The sequence below is a fragment of the Rathayibacter sp. AY1D5 genome, assembly GCF_002932515.1.
Classification (GTDB): domain Bacteria; phylum Actinomycetota; class Actinomycetes; order Actinomycetales; family Microbacteriaceae; genus Rathayibacter.
The window spans coordinates 38599-51950 of record NZ_PSVU01000025.1 but is presented as its reverse complement, the minus strand read 5'-3'; the positions used below and the strand labels follow the sequence as shown (position 1 = coordinate 51950).

Genomic DNA, 13352 nt, shown 5'->3' with positions numbered 1-13352 from the left:
CCCCGAGAAGGACGAATGACCACCGAGAGACCGACCCCGCGCGACGTCGACCAGGACGCGCCCGCCGTGCAGCTGCGGCAGTCGCTCCGGCTGCTCGAGAACGCGCAGCGGCACCTCCGCGCGAGCATCGCCGCGGGCGTGGGCGTGGGCATCTCGGAGCTCACCGCGCTCGAGGTGCTCGGCGAGTCGCCCGACCTCACGCCGAAGTGGCTGGGTCTCGAGCTCTCCCTCTCGACGGGCGCCGTGACCGCGCTCCTCGACCGGCTGGCGACCGCCGGCCACGTCGACCGGCTCGCCAACCCGCAGGACCGCCGCAGCGTCCTGCTGCGCCTCACCGCCTCCGGGGAGCAGCTGCTCGCGCAGGTGGACGAGCGCTACGACGAGGTCAGCGCGGAGGTGCTGAAGGCCTCCCCCGGGCTGAACGGCATGGCGGACGACCTGGCGCGTGCCGCCGCGGTCATCACCGCGCACACGATCCGCTGATCCGCGCCAGTCGCTAGGAGTCCAGCGCCCGGGTCAGGGTCCAGACGTTGCGCCCCTCGGAGCGCTCGTGCTCGAACGTGGTCGTCAGTGCCTGGATGAGGGCGAGCCCGCGGCCCGACTCGGCGAAGACGTCCGGCATCTCCCGCGGCCCCGTGCCGATGTCCGGCGGATCGGCCGTGTCGACCAGCTCCGCGTGGATCGCGTCTCCCTCGACGCGCACGACGAGGCGGCAGACGATCGTCGTCGTCGACGTCGCGTGCTGGATGACGTTGTCGACCAGCTCGACCAGCGCCGTCTCGACGGCCATGCGGTCGCGGGCCGGCAGGTCCGGGCGCTCGCCCCAGAGCCCGGCGAGCATCTCGTGGACGACCTCGGTGTCGTCCGGGGGCGTGCGGAACCCGACGTTGCGCTCAGTCACGGTACGCGTCGCCGGCCGTGTCGAAGAGGGTGAGCACCCGGTCCAGATTGGACAGCTGCAGCACCATCACGACCTGCTCGCTGGGCGCCGCGATCCGCAGGTCGCCGCCCGCCTGCCGCGCGGTCTTGAGAGCGCCGACCAGGGCGCCGAGGCCGGAGGAGTCCATGAACGTCACCGCGCTGAGCTCGACGACGATGCGGGGGCTGCCCTCGTCGATCGCCCGGCGGACGGCCGAGCGCAGCTCCGGAGCCGAGGCCGCGTTGAGCCGCCCCTCCCCCCGCAGCACGGCGATGTCGGGGGCGGTCGTCTCGGTCGTGAACGTCATGCGGGGTCCTTCTCGGCGGAGCGGTCGGCGCCCGTGCGGGTCAGCACGAGGGCGGTGATGTCGTCGGACGCGGAGCCGGAGGCGGCGAGCGCCCTCAGCGCCTGCAGGAACGCGGCGGTGTCGGCGGAGTCGCGGGCGAGGTCGACCGCGCGCGCCAGGGACTGCAGCGTCCCGTCGTAGAGGTCGAGGACGCCGTCGGTGAAGGCCAGGAGCGAGTCGCCGACCGCGAGCTCCACGGTCTGGGTGATCCAGCCGCCGTCCTCCGCGATGCCCAGCGGGAGGCCCAGTGCCGCGAGCCGCTGGAACGAGCCATCGGCGCGGAGGAGGACGGTGAGCCCGTGGCCCGCGTCGACGAAGTCGATCCGGCCGGACGCGGTGTCGAGGCGCCCGTGGAAGAGGGTCGCGAAGGTCTCCGTGGCCGTGAAGTCGTCGTGCAGCTGGGCGCTCACCGCGCTGACGACCGCGTCGGGGTCGCCGCCCAGGCGCGCCCGGAACGCGGAGCGGATCGAGGCGGCCACGATCGCCGCTGCCGTCCCCTTGCCCATCACGTCCACGAGGGTCAGGTCGACCGTCTCGTCGTCGCCGCGCCAGCTGTAGAAGTCGCCGGTGATCGTCCACCGCGGCAGCGAGAGCCCCGAGAGCTCGTAGCCGGCGGGGTGGTGGAGGGAGGAGGGAGCCATCTGCGTCTGCATGTCGGCGGCGCGGTCGCGCTCCGCCGTGTCGCGCAGCTCCCGCTCGACCCACTCGCCGAACTCCTCGAGCAGCTGCCGCTCGTCCGGGGTGAGGCTCCGGGGCACGAAGTCGATGAGGCAGAGGGTGCCCAGCTGCAGGTCGCCCTCGACCGACAGCGGCCGCCCGGCGTAGAAGCGGACGTGCGGGTACCCCGCGACGTGCTCGTGCCCGGCCCACGCCTCGTCGGCACCGAGGTCCGGCACGACGAAGGTGGTGCGCTTCTCGAGCGTCGCGTCGCAGAAAGTGCCGGCGCGCGGGTAGGCGAGCACGGCGTCCGGACGCTGCGGGGACTTCGTGAACAGCGTGGTGTCGTCGAGGAAGTGGATCTCGGCCACGGGCACGCGGAACAGCTCCTCGGCCATCCGTGTGATCCGGTCGAAGCGCTCCTCCGGAGCCGACCCCATCATCTCGAGCGCCTCGAGCGCCACCAGCCGCGGATCCTGCTCGGCCTCGATCATCCGTGCCCCCTTCCCCCTGCGCGCCGCGCCGGGACTCCCCGGAGCGCACACGCACCTCCGACCGTATCGCCCCGCCTGACGGGTGGGGGACCTTCGGCGCCTCTGTACCCCTCACGGGGTACGGCTGTCGCAGATCGCGCGGTCGGGAGCGTCGGCGGTGGCCGATCCCGGCCGTCCTCGCCTCCGTCTCTTGCCGCCGGACGGAGCGGACCCCTACTCTTCACCCGACGCTCCCCCGGCGACCCGCGAGCACCCGAAGCCCGCAGGCTCGTGGGCGTCGCCTCAGGAGCGCCCGTGCCCACCCAGCCGCGTCCCCTCCGCCGAACGCGCGCGGAGACGAACCGACCCTCTCGATCCGACGCGCCCCGGCGCGGGAGCCCGCTCGCTGCGGCGCTCCTGCTGGTGACCGCCCTGATCCTCCCGCTCGCCGCCGCGCCGACCGCGTCCGCCGTCGACTCGGCGGGCGACGAGTACGACGCGATGCGCCTCGGCCTCGTCGCCGACCTGACGGGCACGATCCCGGGCAGCGCGAGCGTCGGCGGCCTCGCCGCGGCGAAGGGCCGCCTCGTCGCCGAGGCCGAGGGCTACTGGTCGACGCTCGAGACCGACGGCGGCGAGCCCTGGCCCGACCTGGTCACGGGCACCTCGGCGGTGGAGGTGTGGGCCGCCTACAAGCGGGTCACCGTCCTCGCGACCGCGCTGAAGACCCCCGGGACCGCCCTCACCGGCGACCCGGCGCTCCTCCGCGACGTCGTCACGACCGCCGACTGGCTCTCGGCGAACCGCTACAACCGCTCCACCACCGGCACCTCCCGCTGGTGGGAGCAGCAGATCGGCATCCCGCTCGAGCTGAACAGCATCACCGCCCTCCTCTACCCCGACCTCTCGGCGGCGCAGGTGCAGGCCTACCTGTCGGCCTCGACGCGCTTCGCCGACACCGTCACCCGGACCGGCGCCAACCGCGTCTGGACGGCGGCGGTCATCGCCGGGCGGGCAGTGCTTCTGAAGCAGCCGGCGAAGATCGCGGAGGCGGCCGCCGGCATCGACCCGGCGCTGCGGACGGTGGCGTCCGGCGACGGCTTCCACGCCGACGGCTCCTTCGTGCAGCACAGCGTCTTCGCCTACAGCGGCGGGTACGGGCTCTCGATGCTCGACACCCTCGACGACCTGTACGCGCTGCTCGACGGCTCCCGCTGGGAGATCACGAGCCCGGAGGGGCTCGGCGTGTACGACCGGCTCGCCTCCTCCTTCGCCCCCGTCACCTGGTGCGGCGCCGTGATGTCGACGGTCCGCGGCCGCGAGACCGCGCGGGCGGAGTCGGAGGACGGCGACGTCGGCGTCCAGCTGCAGGCGGCGGTGCTGCGCCTCGCCGACAGCGCCCCGCCCGCGGCCCGGACCCGGACGAACGCGCTGGCGAAGAGCTGGCTGGCCTGCAACGCCGGCAGCCCCGTGAGCATCGAGACGGCCGGATCCGTCAGCGACGTCGTGCGCGCGCGGCTCGTCCTCGCCGACACGGGCCTGACCGCGACCCCGATCGGCTCGGGCGTCCGGGCCTTCGCCGGCATGGACCGCTTCACGCGGACCACGGCGACCTCGGGCTTCGCCGTCGGCCTGTCGAGCACGCGGATCGCGCGCTACGAGTCGCTCAACGGCGAGAACCGCAGCGGCTGGTACACCGGCGACGGCGCGACCTCGCTCCACCTGGGCAGCGGGCGCCAGTACGACGACGGCTACTGGGCCACGGCGAACCCGTACCGGATGCCCGGCACCACCGAGGACACGATCGTCCGGAGCGCGGGCGAGGGCGCGTCGTCCCGCCCGACGACGACCTTCACCGGGAGCCTCGAGAGCCCGTCGCGGCGGACGGGGATCGCGGCGCTCGACTTCGACGCGGCGTCGGTGAGCCTGGTCGCGAAGAAGGCCTGGTTCACCTTCGACGACGAGATCCTCGCGCTCGGCTCCGGGATCACGGCGACCGACATGTCCGGGACCGGCTGGGACGGGGCGCGCCGGCGCGCGGAGACGGTGATCGACGACCGCCGCGACGTCGCTCCCGATGCGAGGCTCCGCGTCGACGGCGTCCTCCGCGGTGCGGAGGCGACCGCCACGAGCACCGCCCGCTGGGCCTCGATCACCGGCTCCGCGGAGTCGGTGGGCTACGTCTTCCCGTCGCCGGTCGCCCTGACCGCGCAGGGACGGACCCGCACCGGAGCCTGGAGCGCCGTGAGCACCGCCGGTCCGACGGCGCCGGTGACCGGCCACTACTACTCCCTCACGACGAGCCACGGCACGAACCCGACCGGCGCCTCGTACGCGTACACGGTCCTCCCCGGCGCCTCCGAGGCGGCGACCGCCGCGTACGCGGCGGACCCGGACGTGACCGTGCTCAGCAACACACCCCAGCTGAGCGCCGCCCGCGACCGCTCGACCGGCACCGTGAGCGCCGTGTCGTGGAAGGCCGGGACCACGAGCCCCGTCCTCGTCGGAGGCACCCGGGTCGCGAGCATCACCGGCGCCGGACTGGTCTCGATCCGGGAGGACGCGGACACGGTGACCGTCTCGACCGTCGACCCGACGCAGGTCTCGACGAGCGCGCTCACCGTGACGCTCGCGCGGCCGACCGCGGGCACGGTGTCCTCGAGCGCCGCCCTGAGCGTGACGAGCAGGACGAGCACCGCGACGACGATCACGTTCCGGCCGAGCGGGCTGAAGGGAGCGACGGCGTCCATCGTGCTCGCGAAGAGGGCCGCCACTCCGGCGCCGACGGCCACGCCCACGCCGACCGCGACCCCCGCGCCGACCTCGACGCCGACCGCCACCGCGACTCCGCTCGCCGCCGTCGGGGCCGGCACCCACCAGAACGGCTCGCCGGCCGTCGCCGTCACGGGCACCTGGTCCACGACCTCCTCCTCCGCGGACAGCGGCGGCGGCGTCTCCTTCTCGTCGACGGGGGGCGCCTCCGCCACCCTCCGCTTCACCGGCACCGGAGTCTCGTGGGTGAGCCGCCGGTCCAGCACGTCCGGGATCGACGAGGTCCGCCTCGATGGCGTCCTCGTGGCCTCGGTCGACCGCTACAGCGCCACCACCCGCTCCGCCCAGACCGTCTGGACCAGCGGGACCCTGCCCGCCGGCATCCACACCGTCACGATCACCCGCGGCAGCACGCGGAATCCGGCGGCGACCGGGGGCAACCTGATCCACGACGCCTTCGTCGTGAGGGGCTGACGGCCCGGCTATCACCGGCCGCGGTGCCTGGCCAGGCCCTCGCCCGGTGGCGGGCGGGCCCGTAGCGTCGCCCGGACCGATCGACCCGCCGGGGTCACGACGAGAGGACGCGCCATGAGCAGCACGAGCGACATGATCCGGAGCCACCCCGAGGAGCTGCGAGGCGTCGATCCGGAGGTCCTGGCCGAGTGCATCGACGCGTGCGGCGCCTGCGCGCTCACCTGCACCGCCTGCGCCGACGCGTGCCTCGGCGAGGAGTCGGTCGCCGAGCTGGTTCACTGCATCCGCACCGACCTCGCCTGCGCCGACGTGTGCGCCGCGACCGGCGCCGTGCTCTCGCGCCGCGGCGTCGTCGGATCCGCGGCCGTCCGCGCCCTCGTCGAGGCCTGCCTCCTGGCCTGCCGCGCCTGCGCCGACGACTGCGAGCAGCACGCCGGGATGCACGAGCACTGCCGGATCTGCGCCGAGGCCTGCCGCCGCTGCGAGCAGGCGTGCGAGAGGCTGCTCGCGCAGCTCTGAGCGCGGGCGCCACCGCGGGACACCACCCCCACCGGACTCGACGGGCGGCTGTCAACCGTCCTGCCCTGAGCGTCCGGCGCTCCGCGGAGGTCATCGCCCACATCGAGCTCGAGACGCGCCGCATGCAGCCGGCCCGTCCCTCGGGGAGCGAGGAGATGACGGACATCCCTCCGCTGGACTTCCTCGAGTACACGGACATCGCCGACCTCGAGGACGCCCGGCGCGACCCGATGGACTAGGCCGCCGCCGGCTCCTCGGTGGAGCGGGAGTCGCTGAGGGACAGCGAGCCGATCGTCGCGATCACGCCGACGAGGACCGCCACGACCAGGAAAGCGACCCGCTCACCCGCGAAGAAGCTCCGGACGAGGTCCGCGCTCCACGCGCCCGCCGGGAGGGTGGTCGCCACCAGTGCGGCGATCAGCGTGCCGACGACGGCCGTGCCGATGCTGGTGCCGATCTCCTGGGCCGTGTCGTTGAGCGCCGCACCGATCGAGGTGCGGTTCGCGGGCATCGCCTCGACGAGGGCGACGGCGCAGATGGTCATGATCGTCCGCAGGCCCACCGTCATCACGACCATCATCACGGCGATCGCGAGGTAGCCCCGGTCCACCGCCCAGGACATCCCGAGCAGCGCGCCGACCAGGAGCCCGGTGCCGATCAGGCAGGCCGCGCGGTGCCCCAGCTTCGCGGCGAGGCGCTCGGTGACCGGAGTGGCGGCGAGCATCGTGACGATGACGGGCAGGTTCGCGAGGCCGGCGCGCACCGGGCTCCAGCCGTAGGCGTACTGGAAGTGCAGGATCAGGCCGAACAGGACGCTCGCGAAGGCGACCGAGGCGCCGAGCTGCGTGAGCGCCGCTCCCCGCGCGGGGCCGGCGCGGAAGATCGCGAGGTCGATCATGGGCGAGACGGCGCGGCGCTCGCGGACGACGAATCCCGCGACGGCGGCGACGGTGCCCGCGGCGCAGGCGATCGTGAGGAGCGACAGCCAGCCGTTCTCGACTCCGCTGGTGAGTGTGTAGCAGCCGAGCCCCACCGCGGCGACGGTGAGGGCGGTCCCCGGCAGGTCGAGCCGACCGGAGGTGAGGTCGGCGCGCTGGTCCGCGGGGACTCCGAGGCGCACGCCGATCCAGACCAGCAGCGCGATCGGGGCGTTGACGACGAGCAGCCACTGCCAGCTGACGGTGCTGAGGATCGAGCCGCCGAGGAGGGGGCCGAGGACCATGCCGGACATCCCGACGATCATCACGATCGCGATCGACCGCATGCGGAGCCTCTCGTCGTCGAAGAGCCGGAACACCAGCGACATCGTGACGGGCGCCATGGCGGCCGCGGCGCAGCCGAGCGCCGCGCGGAGGGCGATCAGCTGGCCGATGTCGGTGACGAGGACGACGGCGAGGCTGATCAGCCCGAACGCGGCGAGGCCGGTGAGGAGCACGCGGCGGCGGCCGAACCGGTCGGCGGCGGACCCGGCTGTCAGCAGCAGCCCGCCGAAGGTCAGGGAGTAGGCACCGGTCACCCACTGCAGTCCGGCGGTCGACCCGTCGAGTGAGCGTCCGATCGTCGGGAGGGCGATCGAGAGCAGCGTGTTGTCGACCATCTCGACGAAGAACGCGAGGCAGAGAGCGGCGAGCGGGAGTGCCGCGGAGCGGAGGGAGGTGTGAGCGCGGGACTCGGCGGAGGTGGTCGTCGGAGCGGACATCGAGGCGCCTTCCTATCGAACGCCGTTCGACTATCGTACGGCGTTCGATAGTATGGAACGCCGTTCGGTAAGATGCAAGCCATGCCTGCAGATCGCCCGACGGAGACCGCTGCCGCGCCCTCCCCCGCCCGGGGCCGCCGCCGAGCGTCGCACTCGCTCGACACCGTGCTGGCCGAGGCGATCGCGATCCTCGACGAGTCCGGGGAGTCGGCCCTCACGTTCCGCGCGCTCGCGGCCCGACTCGGCGGCGGTGTGGCGAGCATCTACTGGTACGTCGGCAGCCGCGACGAGCTGCTGGAGCGGGCGACCGACGAGGTCATGGGTCGGGTCCTCGCAGACAGCGAGCCGCTCACCCACGGGCCGGACCCGATCGACAACGTCCGCGCCGTCGCACTGGCCCTCTTCGACGAGTGCGTCCGCCGACCCTGGTTCGGCCTCTACATGCTCCGCACGACCGGGGTGCAGCCCAACTCGATGGCGATGTACGAGCGCCTCGGGCAGCAGCTCATGGCTCTCGACCTGACGCCCCGGCAGCGGTTCCACGCCGTGTCGTCCATCGTCAGCTACGTCGTCGGAGTCGCGGCCGACCTGGCGCAGCCGCCGCCCCGCGAGTTCCTCGAGAGCGGGATGGAGAGGGGCGAGTTCCTCGAGCACCTGGCCGACCGCTGGCGCGCCCTCGATCCGGAGGAGTTCCCCTTCGGCCACCACGCGGCCGACGTCATGGCGACGCACGACGACCTCGACGTGTTCCGCTCCGGCCTCGACCTGCTGCTGGCCGGGCTCCGGCTGCAGGCGGGGCGGGGCTGAGGCCGGGTCAGCTCCCCGAGGTCCGCCGGATCGCCACCACGGTCACGTCGTCCGCCAGCAGCCCCTCGGCCGCCAGGCCGGTGACGCCGGCGACCGCGGCGGCGGCGGTCGCCGGGGCGGCGACGGCCGCGTCGGCCACCCGGTCGAGGGCGGCGAGGGAGCCGTCGAAGAGGTCCAGCACGCCGTCGCTGCAGATCAGCAGCAGGTCGCCGGGGTGGAGCCGGAGGCCGGTCGGCTCCCACTCCTGCGTGCCGAGGAGGCCGAGCGGCAGATGGGCGGAGGGGATGCGCTCGCGCGAGCCGTCGGCGCGGCAGACGATCCCGAGTCCGTGCCCGGCGTCGACGAGCACGATGTCGCCGGTCGAGGCGCTGAGCCGCAGGTGGAGGAGCGTGACGAACGCGTCGTTCGCCGACAGATCCGGCTCGACGACCCGGTCGATGAGCGCCATCGTCGCCGCGGGGCCGAGGGCGGGAGGAGTGACGCGCAGGGCGGCGCGGACCGTGGCGGCGATCATCGCGGCGCCGACCCCCTTGCCCATCACGTCGGCGACGGTGACGGCGAGCCCGTCGGGCGTGCAGCGCCAGTCGAAGAAGTCGCCGCTCACCGTCCCGCTGGGCACGCAGGCGCCGGCGACGTCGTAGCCCGGGAGGTCCGGGACCGAGCGGGGCTCGAGCCGCCGCTGCACCCTCTCGCCGTCGGCGAGCTCCTGCCGCGAGCGGGCGGCGCCGGCGGTGAGCATCTGCGCGACCTGCTCGCCGCTGAGCGACGCCATGCTGAACGACACCACGACCAGCAGCACCAGCGTGATCAGCGTGGTGGTCGGGGTCCCGAACCAGGTCGCGAACAGCTCGCTGCGCAGCCCCGCGGCCAGGAACACGGCGAACCGGAGCGCGTAGTAGAGGGAGAGGGCGCCGGAGCTCAGCAGCAGCGGCCAGCGCGTGCGCGAGCGCCCGGCGCCGAGCAGCGCGATCTCACGGGTCGACAGGCCGATGAGGAGCGCCATCGAGGCGAGGTAGAGCGGCCCTCCCGACCAGTCGTTGACGGCGGGCGAGTCGAGGCTGGACACGCCCGTCACCACCACGGTCGGAGCGACCACCAGCCACCACGGCGTCGGCCTGCCGCGGAGGGAGCGGCTCGCCGCCCAGACCGCGGCGGCGCCGGCCACGATGAGCCCGTTGCCGAGCGGATTCGCCCACACCTGGTCGGCCGTGCCGTCGCGGAGGTAGGCGAGCGAGCCGCCCATGAACAGCGCGAGCGCCGTGCACCACCAGAAGCTGAAGGACGAGCGCGTCGACCGGTAGGTGACCAGCGCGAACAGCAGGAAGAGGGTGAGGGCGGTGACCCCGAAGGCGACGCGGAGGGTCGTGGCATCGAGCAAGGCGGGTCCGTGGCCCTTCCAGGAGACCGAGCGGCGGAGCGGCGGACGGGCGCCGTGATCAAGGGGATCCTGGCACGGCGCGCGGGCCGCTCGGGGCGCGCCGTGGAGGCCGGCCCCGGGGATCCGCGGCAGTGCGGCCCGTCCGCCCACCCGACGGGGGGAGCAGGAGGGGAGCTCACCCGTTCGAGGAGAGACGACCGCCCTCGCGCTCGATACAGCATCGCGTGTACCGTCGCTCCCGTGCCCGCCACCGCGACCCTCACCCACTCCGCTGCTCTCGCGCGCCTCGGATCCGCCCTGGCGGACGAGACCCGGTCCCGGATCCTGCTCGCCCTGCGCGAGGCTCCGGTCGTCCCCTCCGACCTCGCGGACGCGCTCGGGGTCTCGCGGCAGGTGATGTCGAACCAGCTCGCGTGCCTCCGCGGATGCGGGCTGGTGGAGGCCGTGAAGGACGGCCGGTACACCTGGTACCGGCTGGCCGAGACCCGGATCGCCGGGGCGCTCGACCATCTGCTCCGCCTGGCCCTCGTCGTCGATCCGGACTGCTGCTCCGGCGACGACTGCCGTTGCGCATGACCGCCCTGCGCGCTCCGCTCCTCCCCGCCCGCCGCCGCGTGCTGCAGAGGCGGATCCGCTGGATCGTCGGCGCGACCATCGCCTACAACGTGGTGGAGGCGATCGTGGCACTCGCCGCCGGGACGGTCGCCTCGTCCACCGCACTCGTCGCCTTCGGCCTCGACTCCGTGGTGGAGGTGCTCTCCGCCGCGGCCGTCGCCTGGCAGTTCTCGGGCCGCGATCCGGAGGCGCGCGAGCGCACCGCGCTGCGGGTGATCGCCGTCTCGTTCCTCGGCCTGGCCGCGTTCGTCGCCGTCGACTCGGTCCGGGCGCTGCTCGGATTCTCGGAGGCCCAGCACTCCCCCGTCGGCATCGTGCTGGCCGCCGTCAGCCTGCTGGTGATGCCCGCGTTCTCCCTGCTCGAGCGCCGGACCGGCCGCGAGCTCGGCTCGGCCTCAGCCGTCGCGGACTCGAAGCAGACGCTCCTCTGCTCGTACCTCTCCGCCGCCGTCCTGGTGGGCCTGCTGCTGAACAGCACGCTCGGATGGACGTGGGCCGACCCCGTCGCCGGCCTCGTGATCGCCGCGGTCGCCGTCCGCGAGGGCCTGGAGGCCTGGCGCGGCGAGTCCTGCACGACGCCGATCTCCGCGCTCACGAGCGAGGACTCCGAGGCCTGTAGCTGCTGCTGACGGGGGCGGGACGGCGCGGCGCACATCGGCGGTGACCGACCTCCGTCAGGACTTCGACGCGAGGCCGGCGGCCGATGGGACCCGCTCCGGAGCTACCGACGGCCTGCCCGCGCCTCGACGACGTGCCGGCACCCGACCCCGCCGCGCTCCAGCTCCTCGCGCTCGCGGCGGAGCCCGACGCGGACCCGCCGCGCCTCGGCCAGCGGCAGCACCGCATCCGGATCGACGGTCGCCAGCAGGAGCGCCGCCCGCGACCTCGCCGCCACCCGCACGTCCAGGCACGGCGTCTCCTCGGCGAGCCCGAGCAGCGCGTCCACCAGCAGCTCCAGCTCGACCGCGGTCGCGTGAAGCACCAGCACCCGCGAGGCCGTGCTCGACGGGCGGCGGACGAGGAGCGTCGCTCCGGTCATCATCGCCGCCCTCCGCTGCTCGGGACCGGTCCGGGACGTCCGCCCCGCCTCGACCCTCGGCGACCGACCGCGCGACGTCGGCGTGCACGCATGGGGTTCCTTCTCTCGTCCTGCTGCGGCGCGATCTGCACCGCACCTCCATCCGACGACTCGGGCACCCGGCCGGGGAGAGGGTCGCCACGCGCGCGTCGGCGGGTCAGGAGGCGCCGGGGCCGCCGGGGATGAGAGGGTTGCGCGATGTCCACTGCGAGCGTGCCGTCGCCGCGCGCCGGAGTCCGGACCCGGCGCTTCCGGCGCCTCGCCCGCACGGGCTTCGCCGTCAACGGACTGATCCACCTCCTGATCGGCGGCCTCGCCCTGCGCGTCGCGGTCAGCGACGAGACCTCGCGGGAGGCGGACGCGTCCGGAGCGATCGGGCGCATGGCCGACTCCCCCGTCGGGCTCGTGGTGGTCTGGGCCGCGCTGATCGGGCTGGTCGCGCTCGGCCTCTGGCAGCTCTCCCTCGGCGGGCGCTCCTCCGCGCCGGGGCTCCCCGCCCGCCTGGGCCGCCGGATCGTCGAGTCGGGCAAGGGCTTCGCCTCCCTCACGCTCGCGGGCACCACGCTCGTCTTCGCCCTCGGCGGCTCGACGAGCTCCTCGGCCACGATCCGCCGCATCAACACCGAGCTGCTGACGAGCACGGTCGGCGTCGTGATCCTCGTGATCGTCGGCGGGATCGTGCTGGGCAGCGGGATCGGCTTCGTCGCGATCGGGATCCGGCGCGGCTTCCGCAAGCTCGTCCGCATCCCTGAGGGCCCGACGGGGACCGCCGTGCTGATCCTCGGCGCGACCGGCTACATCACGAAGGGGCTCGCTCTGGGCCTCGCCGGCGGGATCTTCGTGGTCGCGGCGCTGACCGGCGACGCCCGCCAGGCGACCGGGCTCGACGGGGCGATCCGCTTCCTCGACGTCCCTCCGTACGGCACGATCGCCCTGACCCTCGTCAGCGCAGGACTGGTCATGTACGGGCTGTTCCTCGTCGCCCGGGCGAAGCTCGCGAAGCTCTGAGCCGACGCGGCAGTCGTTCACAGTCGCCACCCATATCGCTGAGTATCGTTCGGAGAAACAGGAGGTCATCATGAACGGATCGTCATCGACCGGCGCGTTCGGCACCGGCACGCCCATCGAGAGCATCTGGCGCGCGATGGAGCAGGCCCGCTCCCGCATGGAGAAGCGCGTCGGCTCCCGGGTCGGCCGCGGGGACGTGCGCACCGCGGTGCTCGCGCTCCTCGCCGAGCAGCCCATGCACGGCTATCAGATCATCCGCGAGATCGAGGAGCGCAGCGGAGGCGACTGGAAGCCGAGCCCCGGCTCCGTCTACCCGACCCTCCAGCTCCTCGCGGACGAGGGCCTCATCACGGCCGACGAGCAGAACGGCCGCAAGACCTACACGCTGACCGACGCCGGCCGCGCGACGGTCGCCGAGCACGGCACCTCGACCCCGTGGAACGACTCCGACCACGTCGACTTCGGCGCCCTGCCCAAGGCGGGCCTCGAGCTCGCCCAGGCCGCGGCCCAGGTCGGACGCTCGGGCACCCCCGAGCAGATCCGCAAGGCCGTCGCCGAACTCGAGGACGTGCGCCGCCGCCTGTACGCGATCCTCGCGCAGGACTGA

At 73.9% G+C, this 13352-nt stretch carries 14 protein-coding genes; 8 read left to right on the top strand and 6 right to left on the bottom strand.

Features of this window, described 5'->3' with window-relative positions:
- Positions 1-483 (top strand): MarR family transcriptional regulator (locus C5C82_RS09450; protein ID WP_258066057.1); only part of this gene is annotated, 483 nt, incomplete at its 5' end.
- 13 nt (positions 484-496) lie between these two features.
- On the opposite strand, the gene C5C82_RS09445 is transcribed toward C5C82_RS09450, so the two are convergent.
- The 3 genes from C5C82_RS09445 to C5C82_RS09435 are packed head-to-tail and all read right to left on the bottom strand — an operon-like array spanning position 497 to position 2416.
- Positions 497-901: an ATP-binding protein gene (locus C5C82_RS09445; protein ID WP_104354962.1), complete on the bottom strand. Its 405-nt coding sequence runs from the start codon at positions 899-901 to the stop codon at positions 497-499.
- The gene (locus tag C5C82_RS09440) at positions 894-1226 is read right to left on the bottom strand and encodes an STAS domain-containing protein (RefSeq protein ID WP_104227127.1); all 333 of its coding nucleotides are present in this window, start codon (positions 1224-1226) and stop codon (positions 894-896) included. The genes C5C82_RS09445 and C5C82_RS09440 overlap by 8 nt, the downstream gene beginning before the upstream one ends.
- Positions 1223-2416, bottom strand: a complete 1194-nt coding sequence (locus C5C82_RS09435; RefSeq protein ID WP_104256699.1) for a PP2C family protein-serine/threonine phosphatase — start codon at positions 2414-2416, stop codon at positions 1223-1225. The genes C5C82_RS09440 and C5C82_RS09435 overlap by 4 nt, the downstream gene beginning before the upstream one ends.
- Positions 2417-2818: 402 nt before the next feature.
- Between C5C82_RS09435 and C5C82_RS09430 the strand changes: the two genes are divergently transcribed.
- Positions 2819-5641, top strand: coding sequence for a polysaccharide lyase 8 family protein (locus tag C5C82_RS09430; protein ID WP_104354961.1), 2823 nt, complete (start codon positions 2819-2821; stop codon positions 5639-5641).
- 114 nt (positions 5642-5755) lie between these two features.
- On the top strand, positions 5756-6160 hold the full coding sequence (locus tag C5C82_RS09425; RefSeq protein ID WP_104255963.1) for a four-helix bundle copper-binding protein: 405 nt from the start codon (positions 5756-5758) through the stop codon (positions 6158-6160).
- A 235-nt stretch (positions 6161-6395) separates the two neighbouring features.
- Here C5C82_RS09425 and C5C82_RS09420 read toward each other — a convergent pair whose 3' ends face one another.
- On the bottom strand, positions 6396-7859 hold the full coding sequence (locus tag C5C82_RS09420) for an MFS transporter (RefSeq protein ID WP_104295807.1): 1464 nt from the start codon (positions 7857-7859) through the stop codon (positions 6396-6398).
- A gap of 81 nt (positions 7860-7940) precedes the next feature.
- Between C5C82_RS09420 and C5C82_RS09415 the strand changes: the two genes are divergently transcribed.
- On the top strand, positions 7941-8666 hold the full coding sequence (locus tag C5C82_RS09415) for a TetR/AcrR family transcriptional regulator (RefSeq protein WP_219812210.1): 726 nt from the start codon (positions 7941-7943) through the stop codon (positions 8664-8666).
- Positions 8667-8673: 7 nt separating this feature from the next.
- On the opposite strand, the gene C5C82_RS09410 is transcribed toward C5C82_RS09415, so the two are convergent.
- A complete protein-coding gene (locus C5C82_RS09410; protein ID WP_104295808.1) occupies positions 8674-10044 on the bottom strand; it encodes a PP2C family protein-serine/threonine phosphatase in 1371 nt (456 codons plus the stop codon).
- Positions 10045-10284: 240 nt separating this feature from the next.
- On the opposite strand from C5C82_RS09410, the gene C5C82_RS09405 reads away from it, so the two are divergent.
- Positions 10285-10620, top strand: coding sequence for a helix-turn-helix transcriptional regulator (locus C5C82_RS09405; RefSeq protein ID WP_104354960.1), 336 nt, complete (start codon positions 10285-10287; stop codon positions 10618-10620).
- The gene (locus C5C82_RS09400; protein ID WP_104354959.1) at positions 10617-11288 is read left to right on the top strand and encodes a cation diffusion facilitator family transporter; all 672 of its coding nucleotides are present in this window, start codon (positions 10617-10619) and stop codon (positions 11286-11288) included. Before C5C82_RS09405 ends, C5C82_RS09400 begins: the two co-directional genes overlap by 4 nt.
- A gap of 92 nt (positions 11289-11380) precedes the next feature.
- Here C5C82_RS09400 and C5C82_RS09395 read toward each other — a convergent pair whose 3' ends face one another.
- Positions 11381-11698 carry a hypothetical protein gene (locus C5C82_RS09395; protein ID WP_181134428.1) on the bottom strand — a complete coding sequence of 106 codons (318 nt, stop codon included), beginning with the start codon at positions 11696-11698 and terminating at the stop codon, positions 11381-11383.
- 237 nt (positions 11699-11935) lie between these two features.
- Between C5C82_RS09395 and C5C82_RS09390 the strand changes: the two genes are divergently transcribed.
- Positions 11936-12745 carry a DUF1206 domain-containing protein gene (locus C5C82_RS09390; RefSeq protein ID WP_104317449.1) on the top strand — a complete coding sequence of 270 codons (810 nt, stop codon included), beginning with the start codon at positions 11936-11938 and terminating at the stop codon, positions 12743-12745.
- Between the two features lie 70 nt (positions 12746-12815).
- On the top strand, positions 12816-13352 hold the full coding sequence (locus tag C5C82_RS09385) for a PadR family transcriptional regulator (RefSeq protein WP_104224292.1): 537 nt from the start codon (positions 12816-12818) through the stop codon (positions 13350-13352).

Coding starts and splice junctions, on each gene's coding strand:
- C5C82_RS09415 (WP_219812210.1), top strand. CDS start 7,941: ATGCCTGCAGATCGCCCGACGGAGACCGCTGCCGCGCCCTCCCCCGCC.
- C5C82_RS09420 (WP_104295807.1), bottom strand. CDS start 7,859: ATGTCCGCTCCGACGACCACCTCCGCCGAGTCCCGCGCTCACACCTCC.
- C5C82_RS09390 (WP_104317449.1), top strand. CDS start 11,936: ATGTCCACTGCGAGCGTGCCGTCGCCGCGCGCCGGAGTCCGGACCCGG.
- C5C82_RS09440 (WP_104227127.1), bottom strand. CDS start 1,226: ATGACGTTCACGACCGAGACGACCGCCCCCGACATCGCCGTGCTGCGG.
- C5C82_RS09400 (WP_104354959.1), top strand. CDS start 10,617: ATGACCGCCCTGCGCGCTCCGCTCCTCCCCGCCCGCCGCCGCGTGCTG.
- C5C82_RS09425 (WP_104255963.1), top strand. CDS start 5,756: ATGAGCAGCACGAGCGACATGATCCGGAGCCACCCCGAGGAGCTGCGA.
- C5C82_RS09395 (WP_181134428.1), bottom strand. CDS start 11,698: ATGACCGGAGCGACGCTCCTCGTCCGCCGCCCGTCGAGCACGGCCTCG.
- C5C82_RS09435 (WP_104256699.1), bottom strand. CDS start 2,416: ATGATCGAGGCCGAGCAGGATCCGCGGCTGGTGGCGCTCGAGGCGCTC.
- C5C82_RS09385 (WP_104224292.1), top strand. CDS start 12,816: ATGAACGGATCGTCATCGACCGGCGCGTTCGGCACCGGCACGCCCATC.